At 56.0% G+C, this 22577-nt stretch carries 17 protein-coding genes; 3 read left to right on the top strand and 14 right to left on the bottom strand.

The features are described 5' to 3' along the window. Positions 1–219: 219 nt before the first annotated feature. The 5 genes from OKX01_RS05165 to OKX01_RS05145 all read right to left on the bottom strand — a co-directional run bounded on the left by OKX01_RS05165 (position 220) and on the right by OKX01_RS05145 (position 8635). The gene (locus tag OKX01_RS05165) at positions 220–1542 is read right to left on the bottom strand and encodes a tryptophan--tRNA ligase (protein WP_121738434.1); all 1323 of its coding nucleotides are present in this window, start codon (positions 1540–1542) and stop codon (positions 220–222) included. 75 nt (positions 1543–1617) lie between these two features. Then, positions 1618–2709, bottom strand: coding sequence for a cell division protein ZapE (gene zapE, locus OKX01_RS05160; protein ID WP_162496938.1), 1092 nt, complete (start codon positions 2707–2709; stop codon positions 1618–1620). Between the two features lie 217 nt (positions 2710–2926). Further along, a complete protein-coding gene (lpdA, locus tag OKX01_RS05155) occupies positions 2927–4354 on the bottom strand; it encodes a dihydrolipoyl dehydrogenase (RefSeq protein WP_094195955.1) in 1428 nt (475 codons plus the stop codon). Between the two features lie 161 nt (positions 4355–4515). Beyond that, positions 4516–5733 carry a 2-oxoglutarate dehydrogenase complex dihydrolipoyllysine-residue succinyltransferase gene (odhB, locus tag OKX01_RS05150; RefSeq protein ID WP_094195954.1) on the bottom strand — a complete coding sequence of 406 codons (1218 nt, stop codon included), beginning with the start codon at positions 5731–5733 and terminating at the stop codon, positions 4516–4518. 34 nt (positions 5734–5767) lie between these two features. Then, positions 5768–8635, bottom strand: a complete 2868-nt coding sequence (locus tag OKX01_RS05145; RefSeq protein WP_108727918.1) for a 2-oxoglutarate dehydrogenase E1 component — start codon at positions 8633–8635, stop codon at positions 5768–5770. Positions 8636–9155: 520 nt separating this feature from the next. Between OKX01_RS05145 and OKX01_RS05140 the strand changes: the two genes are divergently transcribed. Then, a complete protein-coding gene (locus OKX01_RS05140) occupies positions 9156–11450 on the top strand; it encodes an NADP-dependent malic enzyme (RefSeq protein WP_264672577.1) in 2295 nt (764 codons plus the stop codon). 95 nt (positions 11451–11545) lie between these two features. Here the strand turns inward: OKX01_RS05140 and OKX01_RS05135 are convergent, their stop codons facing one another. Continuing rightward, positions 11546–13309, bottom strand: a complete 1764-nt coding sequence (locus OKX01_RS05135) for an L-lactate permease (protein WP_264672576.1) — start codon at positions 13307–13309, stop codon at positions 11546–11548. A gap of 220 nt (positions 13310–13529) precedes the next feature. On the opposite strand from OKX01_RS05135, the gene lldR reads away from it, so the two are divergent. After that, entirely contained in the window at positions 13530–14309 is a 780-nt protein-coding gene (lldR, locus tag OKX01_RS05130) for a transcriptional regulator LldR (RefSeq protein WP_094195950.1), read from the top strand. A 178-nt stretch (positions 14310–14487) separates the two neighbouring features. Here the strand turns inward: lldR and gltA are convergent, their stop codons facing one another. The 7 genes from gltA to OKX01_RS05095 all read right to left on the bottom strand — a co-directional run bounded on the left by gltA (position 14488) and on the right by OKX01_RS05095 (position 20271). Next, positions 14488–15792, bottom strand: coding sequence for a citrate synthase (gene gltA, locus OKX01_RS05125; RefSeq protein ID WP_094195949.1), 1305 nt, complete (start codon positions 15790–15792; stop codon positions 14488–14490). Between the two features lie 18 nt (positions 15793–15810). Next, complete coding sequence (locus tag OKX01_RS05120) at positions 15811–16071, bottom strand: succinate dehydrogenase assembly factor 2 (RefSeq protein ID WP_003802528.1); 261 nt, start codon at positions 16069–16071, stop codon at positions 15811–15813. 18 nt (positions 16072–16089) lie between these two features. Further along, on the bottom strand, positions 16090–16806 hold the full coding sequence (locus OKX01_RS05115) for a succinate dehydrogenase iron-sulfur subunit (RefSeq protein ID WP_094195948.1): 717 nt from the start codon (positions 16804–16806) through the stop codon (positions 16090–16092). Positions 16807–16819: 13 nt separating this feature from the next. Beyond that, positions 16820–18598, bottom strand: a complete 1779-nt coding sequence (sdhA, locus tag OKX01_RS05110) for a succinate dehydrogenase flavoprotein subunit (protein WP_094195947.1) — start codon at positions 18596–18598, stop codon at positions 16820–16822. A gap of 3 nt (positions 18599–18601) precedes the next feature. After that, positions 18602–18985 (bottom strand): succinate dehydrogenase, hydrophobic membrane anchor protein, encoded by a 384-nt coding sequence (sdhD, locus tag OKX01_RS05105; RefSeq protein WP_094195946.1) that lies wholly within the window; start codon positions 18983–18985, stop codon positions 18602–18604. Next, positions 18985–19398 carry a succinate dehydrogenase, cytochrome b556 subunit gene (gene sdhC / locus OKX01_RS05100; RefSeq protein ID WP_094195945.1) on the bottom strand — a complete coding sequence of 138 codons (414 nt, stop codon included), beginning with the start codon at positions 19396–19398 and terminating at the stop codon, positions 18985–18987. Before sdhC ends, sdhD begins: the two co-directional genes overlap by 1 nt. A gap of 102 nt (positions 19399–19500) precedes the next feature. Further along, entirely contained in the window at positions 19501–20271 is a 771-nt protein-coding gene (locus OKX01_RS05095; protein WP_094198283.1) for a GntR family transcriptional regulator, read from the bottom strand. Between the two features lie 289 nt (positions 20272–20560). Between OKX01_RS05095 and OKX01_RS05090 the strand changes: the two genes are divergently transcribed. Then, entirely contained in the window at positions 20561–21550 is a 990-nt protein-coding gene (locus OKX01_RS05090; protein WP_022983546.1) for a malate dehydrogenase, read from the top strand. 200 nt (positions 21551–21750) lie between these two features. On the opposite strand, the gene OKX01_RS05085 is transcribed toward OKX01_RS05090, so the two are convergent. After that, a complete protein-coding gene (locus OKX01_RS05085; RefSeq protein WP_108728742.1) occupies positions 21751–22566 on the bottom strand; it encodes a helix-turn-helix transcriptional regulator in 816 nt (271 codons plus the stop codon). Positions 22567–22577: the final 11 nt, after the last annotated feature.

Genomic DNA, 22577 nt, shown 5'->3' with positions numbered 1-22577 from the left:
AGCTGAAGCCAATACCCGGGATATCTCTGCCACAGGTTTTATCTTCAACCACCTTTCAAGGTATTGATTAAAAAATAAAAAACAAAACAACCCCAAACGTGAGATGAACATCTCGCTTTTGGGGCTGTTTATTTTCAAACGTGCTTCAAGGTAGGGTGCGGTGGCACAAAGAGACTTACTGCATCCAACCTAGGATCAGTCCTGCCACCGGCACACGACTTAGTCTCGCATCGAATCCAAAGCGGCTTCGAGTGCATCACGCAGATCTGCCGATACGCGAGCGACTTCCTCTCCGGCACAATGGATTTGCAGTTCCGAGCCATCTTGTTTGACGACCTCGGCGAACGCCGCAGTCTGCAAACCTTTGATTGCCACGCCCGCCTGTTTGGGATCAGCGTAGGAACGCGACAGGAACAACTCATGTCCGGCCGCATCCTGCAGGCGGAAACGGAACGTGCCGTCTTCGTCGCGGAAATTCACAAACCGGGCTTTACGGGCCTTGGTTTCAGTCTTGGTAGCCGCCACGCTGATCGGGTCACGCAGGCCCACAGCAGCCTTCAGTTCGTGAATAAAAGGCGTTGCATAGGCACGAGCCTTGCGGGCACCCACTTGCAGCAGTTCTTCAATGTCCTGAGGGCGAGCCATCAGAGATTCATAACGCTCGCGCATGGGGGCGATCATGGTTTCCAGAATCTGATGCAAAGCTTCTTTGGCCTCGCCCCAGGCCATCCCTTCGATCAGTTGTTGGCGGAAGATCTGAGTCTGCTCTGGCGTCGCAAAGGCCTTGTACAAGGCGGTCAGGTGGGAGTCATCCGGGTTCTTGGGTTCACCCGGGCCTTTGGAGTCCGTCACAATGCGGGCGATGGCGGACTTCAGCGCTTTGGCACCACCTTCAAACAGGGGAATCGTGTTGTCATAGCTCTTGGACATCTTGCGACCGTCCAGGCCCGGCAACAGAGCCACATCTTCCTCGACCTGCACCTCAGGCAGTACAAACAGCTCTTTGCCGCGACCATACAAATGGTTGAAGCTCTTGGCGATATCACGCGCCATTTCCAGATGCTGAACCTGATCACGGCCCACAGGCACTTTATGCGCGTTGAACATCAAGATGTCAGCCGCCATCAACACAGGATAGCTGAACAAGCCCATGGTCACGCCGTCGTCCGGCTCCATGCCAGCCGCCTCGTTTTTATCCACGGAGGCTTTATACGCGTGCGCACGGTTCATCAAACCCTTGCCCGTCACGCAGCCCAGCATCCAGGACAGTTCGGGAATTTCAGGAATATCAGATTGGCGATAGAACGTTACCTTTTCCACATCCAGGCCGCAGGCTATCCAGGTGGCGGCAATCGCACGGCGCGAAATGGCTACGCGCTCCGGGTCGTCACATTTGATCAGGGCGTGGTAGTCCGCCATGAAGAAAAATGCGTCGACATCGGCTTGCTGGCTAGCACGGATAGCAGGACGAATCGCCCCGGCATAGTTACCCAAGTGTGGAATACCGGTCGTTGTAACGCCGGTCAGTACTCGTGTCGTCATGATAAAAAATACGCTTATAAAACTACGTGTCAGGGTCAGGTATCAGGTGCATTGGCCACCGGCCGCGCCCAAGACCTACAAAATAACTGCCTGGCGCCGTTCTGACTCCAGGTACTCGCGCGATTGCATTTCCATCAACCGCGAGACAGTACGGTGGAACTCATTGGCCATGGGGCCATCTACATACAACTCTTCCTCGGGCACCGCCGCGGACATAATAAATTTGACTTTGTGATCGTAAAAAACGTCCACCAGCCAGGTGAAGCGCCGTGCAGCGGAAGCATCACGGGCTGTCATACGGGGAACGTCGGACAGGATCACGGTCTGGAAACGGTTGGCCAGTTCCAGATAATCGTTCTGCGAACGTGCGCTAACGCACAGGGTCTCGAAATCAAACCACACAGCCGAGCCTGACAAGGCCACCGCTTTCACATCACGGTTCTCGATGCTAAGTACAGGCTCTTGGGGGGCGGTGTCCGATAAGGCCGTAAACATGGATTGCAGCTCGGCGGTGGTCTCTGGCCCCAATGGCGTCAGATAGGTTTTCACCTGCTCCAGCGCACGGCGGCGGTAATCCACACCGGTGTCCACGTTCATGATGTCCATATTCTTCTGGATCAGCGCAATGGCGGGCAAAATGCGGTCGCGATGCAAACCTTCCGGATACAGCGTGGAGGGCTCGTAGTTGGACGTCATCACAAAGGACGTACCGCGCTCGAACAGGCCCAGCAACAGCTTGTACAGAATCATGGCATCGGCCACATCCGAGACATGGAACTCGTCAAAACAGATCAGACGATAACGCTTGGCGATACGCTTGGCGACCTCATCCAATGGGTCGCTCATGCCTTTGACCTGATTCAGTTCTTTGTGTACGCCGCGCATGAACTCGTGGAAGTGAATCCGGGTTTTGCGCTTGAGTGGCACCGTCAGGTAGAAGGCGTCCATCAGGAAGCTCTTGCCGCGCCCTACGCCACCCCACAGGTACACACCACGCGGCACTTCCGGGCGGGAAAACATACGACGCAAGGCACCGGAGCGCATTTTGCGAAACTCCACCCACTCGTCGTAATAGCGTTGCAACCGGTCTATAGCTTGCTCCTGTGCCTGGTCGGCACGATAGCCTTTTTCCGCTAAAGCCTGATGGTAATACTCGCGAACATTCATATCACTGAAAATAAAAGAACCTGTCCAGGACAGGTGGTGGTCTGCCAGCATGCACTGCGGTCCACAGCAGTACTGCTTTTGATGCAGGGCCTGAGCATACTGCGCGGTCAATTATCTCACGCATCACAGCCTGTACAGACTGCTTTGATCAGCCTTTCGTGACGAAAAAAAGGGCGAGCCTGTGCCCGCCCTTTTCCAACAACACCCTGAAAGTCTATCAGAAGTTCAGAGCGCGTTTGTCCACTGCCAAGGCCGCTTCTTTCAGGGCTTCGGACAGGGTTGGGTGAGCATGGCAAATACGGGCGATATCTTCAGACGCGCCACGGAATTCCATGATTGCTACGGCTTCAGCCACCAGCTCAGAAGCCACAGGGCCCACAAAATGTACGCCCAGGACTTCGTCAGTCTTGGCATCAGCCAGAACCTTCACAAAGCCGGTAGTGTCACCCAGTGCGCGGGCACGGCCGTTGGCCAGGAAGGGGAAGCTGCCCGCACGGTATGCACGGCCTTCAGTCTTCAACTGCTGCTCGGTCTTGCCAACCCAAGCGATTTCGGGGGAGGTGTAGATAACCCAAGGCACGGTGTCGAAGTTGACGTGAGGTTGCTGACCAGCCAGACGCTCGGCCACCGCCACACCTTCTTCTTCGGCTTTGTGAGCCAGCATAGGGCCACGGACCACGTCACCCACCGCCCAGATACCTGGCAGGCTGGTGGCGCAATCGTCGTCCACAACCACGAAACCACGCTCATCCAGTTTCAGACCAATAGTATCTGCACCCAGACCGGCGGTATTAGGCACACGGCCAATGGAGACGATCAGCTTGTCGGCTTCCAGCTTGTGCTCGGCACCAGCGGCGTCCACGTAATTGATGGTGACCTGTTTGGCCGTCTTTTTGATTTCGCCAACTTTCACGCCCACATTGATCTTCAGACCTTGCTTGGTGAACGCTTTCAGGGCTTCCTTGGCAACATCGCGATCCACAGCGGACAGGAACTCGGGAGCCCCTTCCAGAATGGTGACTTCGGCACCCAGGCGACGCCACACGCTACCCAGTTCCAGACCAATCACACCGGCGCCGATAACGGCCAGCTTCTTGGGAACCTTGGGCAGACGCAGAGCGCCGTCGTTGGACAGAATCTGCTCTTCGTCGAACTCGGCGCCCGGCAAGGCACGAGCCGAACTACCCGTAGCGATGATGACGTTCTTGGCAACCAGCTCTTCGGCGTTGGCACCGGCCACGTTCACCGACCAGCCGCCGTCAACCTTGCCGCCAAAGGAGGCGGTACCGTGGAAGAAGTTAACTTTGTTCTTTTTGAACAGGTACAAGATACCGTCGTTGTTTTGCTTGACGACGACATCTTTGCGACCGACCAGCTTGTCCAGGTTCAGTGACACACCTTTGACATCCACGCCGTGCTCGGCCAGATGCAGATTGGCATGCTCGAAATGCTCGGACGACTGCAACAAGGCTTTGGAAGGAATGCAACCTACGTTGGTGCATGTACCGCCAGGAGCGGGTTTGCCTTCAGCGGTGGACCAGGCGTCCACGCAAGCGACGCTCATACCCAGTTGAGCAGCACGGATAGCGGCGATGTAGCCACCAGGGCCGGCACCAATTACGACAACATCAAATTGCTTAGCCATAAAAATTCCATAAATGTGAAAAAGGCAGACTGGACCGTCCAGAAGTCAGGCGGGAAAGAATCAGGCGGTGTAAACCCGCCCCCAGGGCCTTAAACAAAGCCGGCCAAGGCTTAGAAACAAGCACTTGGCCGTAAACATACTAGACTGAAACGACCACGTGCTTAGACGTTCAGCAACAAACGCTGAGGATCTTCCAGCGCTTCTTTCATGGCTACCAGACCCAGAACGGCTTCGCGACCGTCGATGATGCGGTGATCGTAGGACATAGCCAGGTAGTTCATGGGGCGAACCACGATCTGACCGTTCTCAACCACAGCACGGTCCTTGGTGGCGTGAATGCCCAAGATGGCGGACTGAGGTGGGTTGATGATCGGGGTGGACAGCATGGAGCCGAACACACCACCGTTGGAGATCGAGAAGGTACCGCCTGTCATTTCTTCCAGGGTCAGTTTACCGTCGCGAGCACGGGCACCGAAGTCAGCGATTTGCTTTTCGATGTCAGCAATCGACATTTGATCAGCGTTACGCAGGATAGGCACCACCAGACCGCGTGGGCTACCAACGGCCACACCGATGTCGAAGTAACCGTGGTAGATCACGTCTTTGCCATCGACCGAAGCGTTCAGCACGGGGTATTTCTTCAAAGCGGCCACAGCGGCTTTCACGAAGAAGGACATGAAGCCCAGCTTGACGCCGTGCTCTTTCTCGAACTGATCCTTGTACTTCTTGCGCAAATCCAGCACCGCTTGCATGTTCACTTCGTTGAACGTGGTCAGCATGGCGTTTTCGGATTGCGATTGCAGCAAACGCTCGGCGATACGAGCACGCAGACGGCTCATGGGCACGCGCTGCTCTGGGCGGCCGTCCAGGGACAACGTAGCAGGAGCAACAGGAGCGGCAGCAGGCTTGCTGGCAGCAGCGGCGTTGGCTTCCAGAGCGTCACCCTTGGTGATGCGACCGCCACGACCGGAACCTTCCACGGAGCTGGCTTCCACACCTTTCTCAGCCAGGATCTTGGCAGCGGCAGGCGAAGCAACCGAGGAAGCGGCGGAGCTGGCGGCAGGAGCAGCAGCGGCTGGGGCAGCCGCAGGAGCAGCTTCTTCAGCGGCAGCGGCAGGAGCAGCAGCGCTGGCCTTGCCTTCGGAGTCGATACGAGCCAGCACGTCGCCGGAGGTAACGGTGCTGCCGTTGGCCTTGACGATTTCGCTCAGCACGCCCGAGGCAGGAGCGGGAACTTCCAGGACAACCTTGTCGGTTTCGACTTCGATCAGGATTTCATCAGCCTGAACCATTTCGCCAGGTTGTTTTTTCCACTCCAACAAGGTTGCTTCGGAGATGGATTCAGAAAGTTGGGGAACCAGAACGTCAGTAATTGCCATGATTATATTTTCCGTATTTAAAATTTGGGGTGCGTTATTTGGTCAGCATGAAGCCTTTGCGAGCGCCGAAAGCCTGCTCCAGCAGTGCTTTGTGCTGTTCCTGGTGTTTGGCCAGGTAACCAACAGCGGGCGAAGCGGACGCGGCGCGGCCGGCGTAACCCAACTTCTGACCTTCGGTCATGTTCTCGTAGATGTGATGCTGAACGTAGAACCATGCACCTTGGTTTTGAGGTTCGTCCTGAACCCAGATAACTTCCTTGGCGTTGCTGTACTTGGCCAGCTCAGCCTGGAAGGCTTTGTGGGCAAATGGATACAACTGCTCCACACGGATAATGGCAATATCGTTGCGCTCCAGCTCTTTGCGGTGGTTCACCAGATCGTAGTAAACCTTGCCCGAGCAAGCCAGAACACGTTTGACAGCGGCTGCATCAATCGCCTGATCCGTTTCACCGATCACAGGCATGAAGTGGCCTTCAGCCAGATCGCTCAAGGGCGAAGTAGCATCTTTATTACGCAGCAAGGACTTGGGCGTCATGATGACCAAGGGCTTGCGGAAAGGACGGATCATCTGACGACGCAGAACGTGGAAGATCTGGGCGCCGTTGGTGGGCTGAACAACCTGGATATTGTTGTCTGCGCACAGTTGCAAGAAACGCTCGATACGGGCCGAGGAGTGCTCAGGACCCTGACCTTCGTAGCCGTGTGGCAGCATCAGAGTCAGACCGCAATGACGGCCCCACTTGGCTTCACCCGACGTAATGAACTGGTCAATAACAACCTGGGCACCGTTGGCAAAGTCGCCGAACTGGGCTTCCCAGATAGTCAAAATATTAGGTTCTGCCGAAGCATAACCGTATTCAAAGGCCAGCACGGCTTCTTCGGACAAGACCGAGTCGATCACCGTGAAGGTGGCTTGACCTTCGGAGACGTTTTGCAAAGGAATATAGGTACCGTCGTTCCAGCGCTCACGTTTTTGATCGTGCAGCACAGCGTGACGGTGCGTGAACGTACCACGGCCCGAGTCCTGGCCGGTAATACGGATGGCGTAGCCATTGTTCACCAAGGTTGCAAAGGCCAAGTGCTCGCCCATGCCCCAGTCCACTTGAGCTTCACCGCGTGCCATGGCACGACGATCGTTCAGCATGCGGTTAACCAGTGGGTGAACAGTAAAGCCCTCTGGCACGGTAGTCAGTTTTTCACCGATGCGTGTCAGCTCGGACATCGGCAAGGCGGTGTCAGCCTGGTCAGTCCATTTGGCGCCCAGGAAAGCGGACCAGTCGGTGGCGTACTTGTTCTTGTAGTCTGTCAGAACAGGTTCAACCGTGCGCTTGCCGTCTTCCATCAATTGACGGTAGCTCTTGACCAGATCTTCAGGCTCGTTCTCGGACAGAATGCCTTGAGCAACCAGCTTGTCGGCGTACAGCTTGCGCGTACCGTTGTGCTGACCAATTTTCTTGTACATCAGCGGCTGGGTCATCGAGGGAGTGTCTTGCTCGTTGTGGCCCAGTTTACGGAAGCAGACGATATCAACCACGACGTCGTGCTTGAACTCGCGGCGGAAATCCAGAGCCAGCTGAGTCACGAACACCACGGCTTCCGGATCGTCGCCGTTAACGTGGAAGACAGGGGCTTCAATCATCTTGACCACATCCGTGCAATACAGTGTGGAACGTGTATCGCGTGGGTCAGAGGTGGTGAAACCGATCTGGTTGTTAATCACGATGTGCAGCGTGCCACCGGTACCGTAGCCACGGGTCTGGGCCAGGTTCAGTGTTTCCATGACCACACCCTGACCGGCAAAAGCCGCGTCGCCGTGAACCAGCACAGGCAGAACCTGGCTGCCGTCCTCGTCGCTACGACGATCCTGACGGGCACGAACCGAACCTTCGACCACTGGGTTAACAATTTCCAGGTGGGAGGGGTTAAAGGCCAAGGACAAGTGAACCGGACCGCCACGGGTGGACAAGTCACTGGAGAAACCGTTGTGGTATTTCACGTCGCCGTCGGTCAGACCTTCAGCGTGACGGCCTTCAAATTCGGCAAACAGATCACCGGGCATTTTGCCCATGATGTTGACCAACATGTTCAGACGACCACGGTGAGCCATACCCACGATGATTTCCTGAACGCCGTTCTCGCCTGCGTGGTTAACGACCTCATCCATACAAGCGATGAAGCTTTCACCCCCTTCCAGGGAGAAGCGTTTCTGACCTACGTATTTGGTGTGCAGGAAGCGCTCCAGGCCTTCGGCCTCGGTCAGCTGCTTCAAGATATTGCGTTTTTGCTCAACGTTGAAAGAGCCTGTGCCATGCACTGACTCCAGGCGCTGCTGGATCCAACGCTTGACCACCGGGTCGGTGATATACATGAACTCTGCGCCCACCGAACGGGAATACGTGTCACGCAAGGCCTTGAGCATGTCGCGCAGCGTCATGGTGTCGGCTTTGGTGAAGTAGGTGTTGGTGGCGGAGTAGACCTGGTCCAGATCTGCTTCGGTCAAGCCGTAGAAAGCAGGGTCCAGTTCAGGGATGCTGGGGCGTTCGGAGCGCTTCAGAGGATCCAGATCAGCAATGCGTGCACCCAGGGAGCGGTAAGCAGCAATCATGGACTGAATCGACACTTGCTTCATGGCAACTGTCAGGTCCGGTGCTTGCGCGCTGGTCAGGAAGGCATTGGCTTTGGCTCGTTGGGCGAAGGACTCGACAATAGGCGCGTGAGCTTGATCGCGGGTGCTGTCGCGGCCGTCAGTAGCTGGCTGATGCTGTAGTTGATCGAAGTACTCGCGCCATTGGTCGGCGACAGAGCCTGGGTTGTCGAGGTAGGACTCGTAGAGTTCTTCGACGTAAGGAGCATTGCTCCCGAACAGATAAGAGTTACTGAGCAGTTCTTTTTGCGATGACATTATTACGCTTCACCTATCCGAGTGTTTCACTCGTGTTGAGATGCAGGAAAACCTTCCGCGACACGGACCTCGCCGGTTAGCGGATAGCAGGAGCAGAAGGCAACGTAGGACGCCTTATACAAGCCGTATCGATCTAGTATAACGCCGCACACAAAAGGCGCAATTAATGACATCTAAAATGCTTAGGGACTACATCAGACCGTTGGCATTAACAAACACATCGATCTATCACAGGGGCGAATTCTTACAAAAGAAGCGCCTCAAATCATGATTGACACCTCTGGCCCGCCCCACATGAAGGAAAAATTCCGATATGCTAAACGGGTGCAGCAAGTACGCGCTTCGCGGGCCCCTTTTCCACCAAACTGAGCCCTGCCTGCCCTTGGTCACCTTGAGGCAGGCAGCCAGCGTTGCCATCACATATGCTGTCTATAACAAATCAGCACCTACCTGGTGACTGTATTTCTTATAAATTAGATTCACTTTTACACTAGAAAATCCTATCAGGAGCTTTACCAACATGGATGCCAACGCCGATCTGGCCAAACTTGCGCTGGACTATCACGCGTATCCCACGCCCGGGAAAATCTCGGTGGTCCCCACCAAGACCCTAGCCAATCAAGATGACCTCTCGCTAGCCTACTCCCCCGGCGTCGCATCTGCTTGCATGGCCATCCACGCCGAAGGCGAAGAAGCCGCCGCCAAGTACACCTCGCGCGCCAACCTGGTTGCCGTGGTCACCAACGGTACCGCCGTGCTGGGTCTGGGCAATATCGGCCCGCTGGCCGCCAAGCCCGTCATGGAAGGCAAAGGCTGCCTGTTCAAGAAATTCGCTGGCATCGATGTGTTCGATATCGAACTGAATGAAACCGATCCGGACAAGCTGGTCGACATCATTGCTGCGCTGGAGCCCACCCTCGGTGGTGTGAACCTGGAAGATATCAAGGCCCCCGAGTGCTTCTATATTGAGAAGAAGCTGCGCGAGCGCATGAGCATTCCCGTGTTCCACGACGACCAGCACGGTACAGCCATCATCTCGTCCTCCGCTGTCCTGAACGGCCTGAAGGTCGTCAACAAGAACATCGCCGACATCAAGCTGGTTTGCTCGGGTGCGGGCGCTGCTGCCATTGCCTGCCTGGACCTGCTGGTGGCCCTGGGCGTGAAACAAAGCAACATTTTCGTGGCTGACTCGCGCGGCATCATCTGGAAAGGTCGCGACGAAAACATGGAGCCCAACAAGGCTCGTTACGCTCAAGAAACCGATGCCCGCACACTGGCCGATGCCATGGTGGATGCTGACGTGTTCCTGGGTTGCTCGGCTCCTGGCGTTCTGAGCGCCGATATGGTCAAGACCATGGCCGACAAGCCGCTGATTCTGGCCCTGGCCAACCCCGAGCCTGAAATTCGCCCTGAAGTGGCCAAGGCTGCCCGCCCTGACTGCATCATCGCGACCGGCCGTTCGGACTACCCGAACCAGGTCAACAACGTGCTGTGCTTTCCCTTCATCTTCCGTGGTGCCCTGGACGTTGGTGCCAGCGTGATCAACGAGGAAATGAAGCTGGCTTGCGTGAAAGCCATTGCCGAGCTGGCCCAGGTCGAGCAAAGCGACGATATGGCAACCGCTTACGGCGGCGAAGATCTGCGTTTTGGTCCTGAGTACATCATCCCCAAACCGTTTGATTCCCGTCTGATCGTTCAGATCGCTCCGGCCGTGGCCCAAGCGGCGATGGACTCCGGCGTTGCCGCCCGTCCTATCGAAGACATGGATGCCTACCGTCAGAAACTGATCGCCATGACCTACCACACCGGCCCGCTGATGCGTCCGTTGTACATGCAGGCCAAGGCCGCGCCCAAGCGCATCATTTACGCTGACGGCGAAGACGAGCGCGTATTGCGTGCCGTGCAAACCGTGGTGGACGAAAAGCTGGCTCAGCCAATTTTGGTTGGCCGCCCCAGCGTGATCGACATGCGCGTCAAGAAAGCAGGCCTGCGCCTGGAAGCGGGCAAGAACGTGCAAATCGTGGACCCGGAAGACGACGATCGCTTCACCGAAACCTGGACCGCCTACTACAAGCTCAAAGCACGTGAAGGCGTCACTCCAGACATCGCCAAGGCCATGATTCGCAAGCACAACTCGCTGATCGGCGTGATGCTGCTGCAACGCGGTGACGCCGACGGCATGATCTGCGGCGTGGCCAGCAACTACGACAGCCAACTGAACTATGTCGAACAAGTCATTGGTCTGAAAAAAGAAGCCCAAACCTTCGCAGCCATGAACGTGCTGATGCTGCCTACACAAACCCTGTTTGTGTGCGACACCCACGTGAACGAGAACCCTACAGCCGAGCAAATCGCCGACATGACGATCCAGGCTGCTGAGGAAGTTCGCCGTTTTGGCGTGGTGCCTCGCGTTGCGCTCTTGTCGCACTCGAACTTTGGCAGCCGCCAGACCGAGTCCTCGCGCAAGATGGCCAAGGCTCGTCAGATCCTGGCTGAACGCGCTCCCGACCTGGAAGTGGACGGCGAAATGCACGCTGACTCCGCCTTGTCCGAGAAGATCCGCCTGAAAGCTTTCCCCGACAGCACGCTGCGCGGTTCGGCCAACCTGCTGATCACGCCTAACCTGGACGCCGGCAACATCACCTACAACATGCTGAAGATGACCGGTAGCAACGGTGTGGCCATGGGCCCCATCCTGCTGGGTGCAGCTCGCCCCATCCACATCCTGACCACCAGCGCCACGGTGCGTCGCATCATCAACATGACAGCCCTGGCTGTTGTGGATGCCCAGCAAGAAGCCCAGCAAAACAGCTAATCCTGTCTAGCTATAAAAAAACCGGATGTCGCTTTATGCGACATCCGGTTTTTTATTCCTCATTCAAGCCCTGTTATGTACGACAGGCGCTCGCGTTACGCCATCGCCGGAGCCATTTGACGGCCCCGAGACAAGCTCAAACCACCGATGGTCACGGCCAGGAAAACAGCGGCAGCCAGCCACCAGCCTACGGCACCTGTAATCAAAGCCTGCCCAATCAAGCCGGCCTGAATAACGTAATAAACCATGGGAATCAGGGTCTTGCGCACAATCTCCCCTTCTCGTCCCAACATGCCAACCACGGCGCCCGCCGCCACGACGTTATGCACACAAATCATATTGCCAGCCGCGCCGCCGACTGCTTGCAGGGCCACAACGATGGCGGACTGATCCACACTCAAACCAATTTGCTGGGCTGTCGAGAACTGGAAGTACGAGAACATCATATTGCTGACCGTATTAGAGCCAGCGATAAAGGCCCCCAAGCCACCTACCCAGGGTGAAATCGTTGGCCACGCTTGACCGGCAGCAGCCGCCGCACCTTGGGCCAGGACCAAGGGCATGCTGGCAATCGAGCCATCGGCAGCAGCCGAATTGATGAACACTTGCACCATAGGCACAGCCAGCAACAAGGCAGGCGCAGCACTGCCCATGGTGCGCAGCGATTGCGTGACCCCTTGCATATACTGCTGTCCATTCATGCGAAAGATGGCGATACATGCCAGGGACACCAGAATCAAGATCGCACCTGGTGAAAACAACAACTGTACCGACGTTGTAATATTCGTACCAAACAACGCTTCAATCTTGATCGTCGCAGACGGACCGGTCAGCCAGGCTTTCACAGCAGGGACAGTCCGGGTAAAAATCAGCAGCAACACAACCAGCACATAGGGCGAGAAGGCTCGCAGCACAGAAAACGTCTGCTTGCTTTCAACATTGTCCATGGCAACCGTGCCCAGCCAATGGGAAGGCCACTGACTGCGATCGGGGAAGTCAAAGGTCTTGGATGGCGCAAACCAGCCCTTGCGTGCTGCCGTCACGACAATCACCAGCCCTACCATCGCGCCCAGCATGGACGGAAACTCTGGCCCCAAAACCACTGCAATCAAGTAATACGGAACAGTGAAAGCCACGCCGGCAAACAAGGCAAATTTCCAGGCGCCCAAGCCTTCCGCGAAGGACCGACGCTCACCAAAGAAACGCGTCAACAAGCCGCACAGCAACAAAGGAATCACAAAGCCGGTCAAGGCATGAATCAGTGCCACGTTCTCGACAATCTGCTGCAAATACTCCATCGGCTGCATAGGAGCGATGGCCGCGGCTACATCAAGCTTGTTATCGACCCCCGAGCGCACACCGACCAGCATGGGTGTGCCAACCGCGCCAAACGAAACCGGTGTGGACTGAATGACCAGAACCGACATCACGGCCGCCATCGCGGGAAATCCCAAAGCCAGCAGCAAAGGGGCACCGACAGCAGACGGTGTTCCAAAACCCGATGAGCCCTCAATCAGGGATCCAAATAACCACGCCACAATAATGACCTGCACACGACGGTCAGGTGAAATATCCATAAAGCCCTGGCGAATGGCTGCTAGCGCGCCGCCCACCTTGAGGGTGTTCAGCAGCAGGATGGCTCCAAAGACAATGAACAGCAAGGTCAGAGCGATCATCACCCCGTTGAGCGTGGCTTCAGCAACAACCTCGGCCTGGCTGCCCCACGCGAACAAAGCCAGCAAGGCTGTCACAATATAGGCCGTACCCATAGACAGTTTCGCCGAGCGCCCCAGCACCACCATCAACAAAAACACAACCAACAATGGCGCCAGGGCCATCAGGGTGTATAAAAGATTCATCTCCAGTTCTCCTTCGTATCGATCGCACGTTGTGTGGAAAGCGCCCTAAGACCATGGTGTCAGCCTCGGCTTAGTGCAGCCCCCCTCTTGTTGTCGCTTGGAGAATGATAGAGGTATTACCACTTTTTATTTACCGGCATAAACCCTGATATTTTTAGCCTTTTTCACCCCTATACTGGCACTAAAAACAAGAATTGGTCTTACCACTTAGAATTAATTTATGACTACACACGCTAAAACACGTCTCTCAGACCAGATTACGGAAAAAATTATCCAGCTCATCCAGCAAGAGCAACTGCAGCCTGGTGACCGGATTCCCTCCGAGCGCCAGTTAGCCGACCAACTGAATGTGTCCCGCGTACCCATACGGGAAGCACTACGCACACTCAGTTCACAGGGTGTCTTGTTTACGCGTCGAGGAGGCGGCACCTTCGTGCAGAAAAGCGAATTGATCAATTGGCCCGCCCAAGCCATCGCTCCTTTGGAGCAACTCCTTAGCCAGGACCCCTTGTATCGCTACGATGTGCTGGAGGCACGGCGAGCCTTGGAGGCCAGTACGGTTTGGCACGCTGCCATGCGGGCCACACAAGAGGATAAAAAACGGATCAAGCAGTGCTTTGACATCATGGTTGAGCACCAACAAAATCAGGATACCGAGCTATCAGCCCGCGCTGATGCTCATTTTCACTTGGCGATTGCCCAAGCCTCTCACAACGTGGTGCTCTTGCAGATCATGAATGGCTTGTTCCAACTGGTCTTTTCCACCGTCAAGGAAAACCGCCGTGCCATGTTCGAGTTCGACAATGCACGCGAAGTAGAGATACTGACCCAACAGCATGAAGCCGTAATGAACGCTATTTTGGAAGGCAATGCTGATCTGGCCCGAGACCAGATCAACAGGCATCTGGATCATGTGCAGGCCAAAGTCCGGCAGTCGGAAGAAAATAGTGCCCGCGAGCAGCGGCTCTCCCGTTTCAACCACCAGCTCCTGCAGCCCTGAACCCTGGTCTGTACTGGATTCGTTGTATCAAGAGCATGTCTGAACAGTGCCCCGATAAAGAAAAAAAGGGCGAAAAAAAAGTGCACCACATATTGGTGCACTTGCATAAAACCAGGGGCTCAGTTAGCACAATGACTACTGATACCTGGATTGATCCAGGCCTCTGAGCCCACCGTGATTAACGCTGATCAGGTACGTCGCGCTGGGTTGGGCCCACGTACAGCTGACGTGGACGACCGATCTTGTAATCTGGATCGGACAACATTTCGTTCCACTGAGCGATCCAGCCTACGGTACGAGCCAGGGCGAAGATAGCGGTGAACAAGGATGTTGGAATACCAATAGCACGCTGAACAATACCCGAGTAGAAGTCTACGTTGGGGTACAGCTTGCGTTCGACGAAGTACGGATCTTCCAGAGCAATACGCTCCAGTTCCATGGCCAGTTTGAACAGAGGATCGTTCTCCAGGCCCAGGGCCTCCAGAACTTCCTTGCAAGTCTCTTGCATCAGCTTGGCGCGTGGGTCGTAGTTCTTGTAGACACGGTGACCAAAGCCCATCAAGCGAACGCCCGAGTTCTTGTCCTTGACCTTCTCCATGAACTCGCCAACCTTGTCGATGCCGCCGTTGGCTTGCAACTCTTCGAGCATGTTCAGGCAAGCTTCGTTTGCACCACCGTGGGCAGGACCCCACAAGCAGGCAACACCCGCAGCAATCGCAGCGAAAGGATTGGTGCCAGACGAACCGCACAGACGCACGGTGGAAGTCGAGGCGTTTTGCTCGTGATCTGCATGCAGGATGAAGATACGATCCAGAGCACGCTCAACCACTTCGTTGACCTTGTAGTCTTCGCAAGGGGTAGCGAACATCATGCGCAAGAAGTTGCCGGTGTAGGACAAATCATTCTTGGGATAGATGAAAGGCTGTCCCAAAGAATACTTGTACGCCATCGCAACCAAAGTAGGCAGCTTGGCGATCAAGCGGATAGCCGACACATGACGGTGATGAGGATTGGTGATGTCTGTGGAGTCATGGTAGAACGCCGACAGGGCACCGACCAGGCCAGTCAGTATTGCCATGGGGTGAGCGTCCGGACGGAAGCCACGCAGGAAATGCTGCATCTGTTCCTGAACCATGGTGTGGTTCGTGACCAGGGAATCAAACTCCTGCTTCTGATCTGCGTTTGGCAAGTCGCCGTTCAGGATCAGGTAGCACACATCCATGAAATCGCACTTTTGTGCCAACTGGTCGATCGGGTAACCACGGTACATCAACTGGCCTTTGTCGCCATCAATGTAGGTGATACCGGATTCGCAAGCCGCCGTTGCCATAAAGCCGGGGTCATAGGTAAACATACCTGTCTGACCGTAGAGCTTACGGATATCGATCACGTCCGGACCTACGGTGCCCTTGTGTACAGGGAACTCAACCGAAGGGCTACCGTCGGAGAAGGATAGCGTGGCTTTTTTATCTGACAATTCCATCACTTTTTTCCTCAATGGTTATAGCTTTCGCATAATGTCTACTAGTCGCTGAATGTCCGGTGTGGCGTACTGCCCTTCTGGCTCGGAGCGAGCCAGAAGGACATCCAGCAAAACTGTATCGTCCATTTCGAACAAGCGGGTCAGGGCCGAGACGTCCTGATCAGTCAGCTCGTTTTCGTATTGATCCAGAAAACGGGTGATCATCAAGTCGTTTTCAAGCAAGCCCCGGCGCGCACGCCAACGCAGGCGCGCACGCTCCAATTCCGTCAATGTTCTCATCGGTACATACCCACCTTTTTAGATACCGCGACGCACCAGCATTTCTTTGATCTTGCCGATGGCATGCGATGGGTTCAGTCCTTTTGGACAGACGTCCGTGCAATTCATGATCGTGTGGCAGCGGAACAAGCGGTATGGATCTTCCAGATTATCCAGACGCTCACCCGTTGCTTCGTCACGCGAGTCAGCAATGAAACGATAGGCTTGCAACAAACCAGCAGGACCGACGAACTTGTCAGGATTCCACCAGAACGATGGGCAAGAGGTCGAGCAGCAGGCGCACAGAATGCACTCGTACAGACCATCAAGCTCCTCACGGGCCTCAGGCGTTTGCAAACGCTCTTTCTCTGGAGGAGGCGCATCGTTGATCAGGAACGGCTTGACCGAATGGTACTGATCGAAAAAGTGGGTCATGTCCACGATCAGGTCACGGATAACCGGCAGACCTGGCAGTGGGCGCAAGACCACAGGTTCTTTCAAGTCGCGCATGTTGGTGGTGCAGGCCAGACCGTTCTTGCCATTGATGTTCATGGCATCGGAACCGCACACACCTTCACGGCAGGAGCGACGCAGCGCCAGGCTGTCGTCCATGTCGTTTTTAATGCGCAGGATCGCATCGAGCAGCATCTTGTCGGTAGGTTCCAGCTCGACTTCGATTTTCTGCATGTAGGGACGCTCGTCCTTATCAGGATCGTAGCGATAGATTTCAAATTTGACCTTACGTTTTTGGCTCATGTCAGTATCCTGCTTAGAAAGTCCGGGCCTTGGGCGGAATCGTTTCGGCTGTCAGAGGCTTCATCTGGACAGGCTTGTACTCCAGACGGCTGCCTTCCGAGAACCACAAGGTGTGACGCAGCCAGTTTTCGTCGTCACGTTCTGGGTGGTCGTTCAGGGCATGAGCACCGCGACTTTCCGTACGATTGGCGGCCGACTTCGTCGTAGCGCGAGCCACTTCGATCATGTTGGCCACTTCCAGCGCTTCAATACGGGCGGTATTGAACACCTTGGACTTGTCTTTGAAGTAGATATCCTTGACTTCGGGAACCAGGGAATCGATCTGGTCGACCCCCTTGTGCAGCAGATCCAGAGTACGGAACACGCCGCAGTGGGCCTGCATGGCCACACGGATCTTGTTGCCCACGTCCTGCGCCTTTTCGCCCGACGTACGGGACTCCAGACGGTTGACGCGCTCCAGCGAGAACTCGATAGAGGACTCGTTGATTTCCTGGTGGGAGTGATCTTTCTCGGGGTGCGAATCCACAATATGGTTGCCCGCAGCACGACCGAACACGATCAGGTCCAGCAGGGAGTTCGTACCCAGACGGTTGGCACCGTGCACGGAAGTCGCGGCACATTCACCGATAGCGTACAGACCGTTGACGATCTTGCTCTCGCCTGTAGGTGTCTGGGTTACAACCTGACCGTAATAGTTCGTGGGGATACCGCCCATCTGGTAGTGGATGGTTGGAACCACGGGGATCGGGTCTTTGATGGGGTCCACATTACCGAACTTGATCGCGATTTCGCGAATCGAGGGCAGACGTTTCTTGATGACGTCGGCACCCAAGTGATCCAGTTTCAGAACCACGTAACTGCCATCGCCACAACCGCGGCCTTCCTTGATTTCCTGGTCCATGGAACGGGACACGAAGTCACGTGGGGCCAAGTCTTTCAGGGTGGGAGCGTAACGCTCCATGAAGCGCTCGCCGTCTTTATTCAGCAAGATACCGCCTTCACCACGCACACCTTCGGTAATCAGTACACCAGCACCGGCAACGCCAGTGGGGTGGAATTGCCAGAATTCCATGTCTTGCAAAGGCAGGCCGGCACGAGCAGCCATACCCAGGCCGTCACCGGTGTTGATGAAGGCGTTGGTGGAAGCCGCCCAGATACGGCCAGCGCCACCGGTCGCCAGCACCACGCGCTTGCCTTCCAGAATGTAGATTTCGCCGGTTTCCATTTCCAGAGCGGTCACGCCCAGAACGTCGCCAGCTTCGTTACGCAGCAGATCCAGCGCCATCCATTCCACGAAGAACTGGGTACGGGCAGCCACGTTACGCTGATACAGGGTGTGCAACATGGCGTGACCGGTACGGTCAGCAGCGGCACAGGCACGTTGAACCGGTTTTTCACCGAAGTTGGCAGTGTGACCACCAAATGGACGCTGGTAAATCGTACCGTCCTGGTTACGGTCAAACGGCATACCGAAGTGCTCGAGCTCGTACACAGCGTGAGGAGCTTCACGGCACATGAATTCGATGGCGTCTTGGTCGCCCAGCCAGTCCGAACCCTTAACGGTGTCGTACATGTGCCAGTACCAGTGGTCCTCGCTCATGTTACCCAAAGAGGCACTGACACCACCTTGAGCCGCCACGGTGTGGGAGCGGGTTGGGAACACCTTGCTGAGCACGGCAACGGACAAGCCGGCCTGAGCCAATTGCAGGGAACAACGCATACCGGCGCCACCGGCACCGACCACCACTACGTCAAACTGACGGCGGGGCAAAGATTTTGTGATGGAAGCCACGGTTTAGAGACTCCAGATAATTTTTGCAAAAAAGACGACACTGGCGACCAGCCACAGCAAGGTCAACACTTGCAGAAACAAGCGCAGGCCAGCGGGCTTGACGTAATCCATCCAGATGTCACGCACACCGATCCAGGCGTGCCAGGACAAGGACAGAAAGAACAAAGTTGCCAGCAACTGACCCAGAGGCAGGGAGCCGACCGTGAACGAGAACAGGCCGCGCCAGGTCTCGAAATTCAGTTCACTGCTAAACAGAATGCCGCCGATGATGACCACGGTGTAGATGGCCATGATGACTGCGGTGACACGCTGCGCCAGAAAGTCCAAGGTACCGTAGTGGGCACCCACTACCAGGCGGTTTACGCCAATGCGCTCACGATTAGCCATTACCACACCCCAAACAGTTTCAAACCAAACACAACGGTCAGCGCCAAGCTAACCCCGAACACCAGACCGGCCGATTTCTTGGCGGACTCTTTGTCGTTACCCAGGTGCAGGTCCAAGGTCAGATAGCGGATACCGGCACAGAAGTGGTGCAGGTAACCCCAGATGAGGACCAGAAGAATCAGCTTACAGACAGGGTTGTCGACGTAGCTGCGCAAGGTCTCGAAAGACTCTGGAGAGCTGACGCTCAAAGAGAACAGTGGCAATAAAACGAGCGGCAGGCAAAGAAACAGCAATGCACCACTGACACGATGCAAAATCGACGATTTTGCAGCCAGGGGCATGCGGTAGCTCAATATCTGCGGCAAGCTGACATTGCGATACTGCGGACGCTGCTTGGGTGCGGTATCAGACATGATGGCCTCGAAGTAGATAAAAAAAAGTCATAAAATTTTTAACCTTGGTATTTTCACCTATTTGACACTACGGTGCAGTATCAAATACCGTATGCCGCCGAACTAGCTAAGCGTGTTTCGGTAATGAAAGCGCTCGGTCAGGTACAAACCCCGGCGCAATTCCATCGGTCGATCACCATAGGTATAGGACACGCGTTCCACGTGCAGGAGCGGCGAGCCGACAGCGACCTGCAGGACCGAGGCGGCCTCTGCGGTCGCACTGACAGCACCAATCTTTTCATCGGCGCGCACCATGCTCACGCCAAACTTGCTCTCGAACCAGGCATACATCGGGCCCCTGTTCTGCTCAACAGCTTCCAGGGTCAGCCCCTTAAAGACAGAGCCGGGAAGCCAGATATCGTCAAAAATAGTCGGGGCCTGATCAAAGGACAGGACACGACGCAGGTTCACCACCATATCGGAGGTGCGCAAATCCAGCAGCACAGCCACATCCGTGGGCGCTTTCATGCGGCGGACATCCAGAATACGGCTTTGGGAAGCAACGGGTTTGCCATCGTCCGGGGCCAGGCGCAAAAAGCGAAAGCGCACGCGGGCCTCGTGATGGGTGGCCACAAAAGTACCCTTGCCCTGGCGACGAATCAGGAGATTGTCAGCCGCCAATTCGTCAATGGCCTTGCGTACCGTCCCTTGGCTGACCTGAAAACGGGCGGCCAGCTCCAGCTCGCTGGGGATGGCCTCGCCGGGCTTCCATTCGCCACGATCCAGCCCCTGCAGCAACAAAGCCTTGATCTGTTGGTACAGAGGGCTATAGGCCGCGCTAGGAGCGGATTTTTCGATTTCCTGGGCGCGTAGCGGCGGCACGTTATCAGACATGGGGCTCATAAAAAATGCGCGATCAATACAGCCTGCAGCGCGCATTTGTTCATAAAATAGACAGTGCACTAATTTTCGCATGACCGGCCCCGAATGTCTAACGCTCTTATGTCTTATATAAGATATAAGACGTTTGACGCCGCTATCGTTTTGGTCTAGTCTGCGCAGTGAAAAAAGAGGCTTTTCCTCTTGCGAAAAACCATTTTCCACGCCAGCCGTCCGGTCTGCAAAAGATTTAAACTGTGTTTTTCGTCACCGTCTTCAAACCCAAAAACGGAGTCTCACTCTCATGTCCAAACCCGCAATGCGCGTCGCCGTTACCGGCGCTGCTGGCCAGATTGGCTACGCCCTGCTGTTTCGCATCGCTTCTGGCGAAATGCTGGGCAAAGACCAGCCTGTAATCTTGCAGTTGCTGGAACTCGCCGACGAGAAAGCCCAAAAGGCCCTGAAGGGCGTCATGATGGAACTGGACGATTGCGCCTTCCCGCTGCTGCAAGGCATGTCCGCCCACAGCGACCCTGAAACCGCATTCAAAGATGCTGATATCGCCCTGCTGGTCGGTGCCCGTCCTCGCGGCCCAGGTATGGAGCGTAAAGACCTGCTGGCCTTCAACGCCCAGATCTTCACCGCCCAAGGCCGTGCCCTGAACAAAGTGGCCAGCCGCGACGTCAAGGTTCTGGTTGTCGGCAACCCTGCCAACACCAACGCCTACATCGCCATGAAGTCCGCTCCTGATCTGCCAGCGAAGAACTTCACCGCCATGCTGCGTCTGGACCACAACCGCGCCCTGTCGCAGTTGGCCACCAAATCCGGCAAGGCTGTTGCTGACATCGAAAACCTGATTGTTTGGGGCAACCACTCGCCCACCATGTACCCTGACACCCGCTTTGCCACGGTGAACGGTGAGAAGATTGACGCCATCATCAACGATCAGGCCTGGAACCGCGAAACCTTCATCCCCACCGTGGGCAAACGCGGCGCTGCCATTATCGAAGCCCGTGGCCTGTCCTCGGCTGCTTCGGCTGCCAACGCGGCCATCGACCACGTGCGTGACTGGGTCCTGGGCTCCAACGGCAAATGGGTCACCATGGGTGTTCCTTCGGACGGCTCCTACGGCATTCCTGAAGGCATCATCTACGGCGTCCCTGTCACCACCGAAAACGGTGAGTACAAGCGTGTTGAAGGTCTGGAAATCGACGCCTTCTCGCGTGAGCGCATGGACCACACCCTGAACGAGCTGCTGGAAGAGCGCGACGGTGTGAAAGACCTGCTGGGTTAATTAAGCCGCCAGTGTCTGCAATCCCCGCCTGATCGGCGGGGATTTTTTTTGCCGGCTGCCTGCTGCCCGCTATCTGATGCTCGATGCCAAGTCCTTGGTGCCAAGTGCTTGAAACCCGGCACGTACGGTCAGTGCCCTGCCATCACTATCAGAGCACGACTGAGCACTTACGGCTTGCACTTTACAAGCCCTATACAACACTAGCCTGGACCGCTTCCATCGCCTTTACCGTCCTGCAAAGCGGGTACATACACCACCAGACGCAAATGGCGGCTCTCATCAATGATGAGCGAGGTTTGCTCAAACTCGCGCCGCTCTCCTTGCACCGTCAAACAAAGCCGTCCACCGCAAGGCGGCTGCACATCATGCTGCTCCCATCCCATTTTGAACTCGGGTGACACACGCTTGAGCTCATCGGCCAACTCATGAATATCCGTGCCTTCCGTTGCGCGGGCAAAATCACGGCGAAAACCAGACAACATCGCCAAAGCCTGTGCCTCCCAGGGCACAAAGCGTGCGTGCAAAGCGGGGTTCGTAAACATCTGCCACAGCAGATTGCGCTGCCCCTGCGGATACGCCCCCAAGCCCAGCACCTCATCGGCCAAAGAATTAAAGCCCAGGACATCCCAGCGCAGATTCAAAACAAACGCTGGATGAGGCAAATCATGCATCAAGCGTCGCACCAAGGGCGGCAAAACACACCAGGTGACTCCTGGCTCGGCAGGCAGGCGCTCATGCGCCAGCAAAAACAAGTGGCGCCGTTCGGCGGCGTCCAGTTTCAAGACACGAGCCAGATTATCCAAAAAGCGGGCCGACACTCCGATATCACGCCCTTGTTCCAGCCAGGTGTACCAGGTCAGCCCGACCCCTGCCAACGCGGCGACTTCCTCACGACGCAGCCCCGGAGTCCGACGGCGCCCGCCGCTGGGCAAGCCCACCTCCTCGGGCAAAAGCCGTTCACGACAAGCCCGCAAAAAGGCTGACAGGTCCGGGCGCGTTCGTTCCAGCGTTCTCATGACCAGAACCC

Origin of the sequence: Alcaligenes sp. SMD-FA, assembly GCF_025960365.1 — a bacterium.
Classification (GTDB): domain Bacteria; phylum Pseudomonadota; class Gammaproteobacteria; order Burkholderiales; family Burkholderiaceae_B; genus Alcaligenes; species Alcaligenes aquatilis.
This window is presented reverse-complemented; position numbering and strand designations above follow the sequence as displayed.

Excerpts from the sequence above, each read along its gene's own strand:
- OKX01_RS05135 (WP_264672576.1), bottom strand. The coding sequence starts at position 13,309 with ATGAATCTTTTATACACCCTGATGGCCCTGGCGCCATTGTTGGTTGTG.
- OKX01_RS05115 (WP_094195948.1), bottom strand. The coding sequence starts at position 16,806 with ATGAGCCAAAAACGTAAGGTCAAATTTGAAATCTATCGCTACGATCCT.
- OKX01_RS05165 (WP_121738434.1), bottom strand. The coding sequence starts at position 1,542 with ATGACGACACGAGTACTGACCGGCGTTACAACGACCGGTATTCCACAC.
- lpdA (WP_094195955.1), bottom strand. The coding sequence starts at position 4,354 with ATGGCTAAGCAATTTGATGTTGTCGTAATTGGTGCCGGCCCTGGTGGC.
- OKX01_RS05120 (WP_003802528.1), bottom strand. The coding sequence starts at position 16,071 with ATGAGAACATTGACGGAATTGGAGCGTGCGCGCCTGCGTTGGCGTGCG.
- OKX01_RS05095 (WP_094198283.1), bottom strand. The coding sequence starts at position 20,271 with ATGTCTGATAACGTGCCGCCGCTACGCGCCCAGGAAATCGAAAAATCC.
- OKX01_RS05090 (WP_022983546.1), top strand. The coding sequence starts at position 20,561 with ATGTCCAAACCCGCAATGCGCGTCGCCGTTACCGGCGCTGCTGGCCAG.
- odhB (WP_094195954.1), bottom strand. The coding sequence starts at position 5,733 with ATGGCAATTACTGACGTTCTGGTTCCCCAACTTTCTGAATCCATCTCC.
- gltA (WP_094195949.1), bottom strand. The coding sequence starts at position 15,792 with ATGGAATTGTCAGATAAAAAAGCCACGCTATCCTTCTCCGACGGTAGC.
- OKX01_RS05140 (WP_264672577.1), top strand. The coding sequence starts at position 9,156 with ATGGATGCCAACGCCGATCTGGCCAAACTTGCGCTGGACTATCACGCG.
- OKX01_RS05085 (WP_108728742.1), bottom strand. The coding sequence starts at position 22,566 with ATGAGAACGCTGGAACGAACGCGCCCGGACCTGTCAGCCTTTTTGCGG.
- lldR (WP_094195950.1), top strand. The coding sequence starts at position 13,530 with ATGACTACACACGCTAAAACACGTCTCTCAGACCAGATTACGGAAAAA.
- sdhC (WP_094195945.1), bottom strand. The coding sequence starts at position 19,398 with ATGTCTGATACCGCACCCAAGCAGCGTCCGCAGTATCGCAATGTCAGC.
- zapE (WP_162496938.1), bottom strand. The coding sequence starts at position 2,709 with ATGAATGTTCGCGAGTATTACCATCAGGCTTTAGCGGAAAAAGGCTAT.
- sdhD (WP_094195946.1), bottom strand. The coding sequence starts at position 18,985 with ATGGCTAATCGTGAGCGCATTGGCGTAAACCGCCTGGTAGTGGGTGCC.
- OKX01_RS05145 (WP_108727918.1), bottom strand. The coding sequence starts at position 8,635 with ATGTCATCGCAAAAAGAACTGCTCAGTAACTCTTATCTGTTCGGGAGC.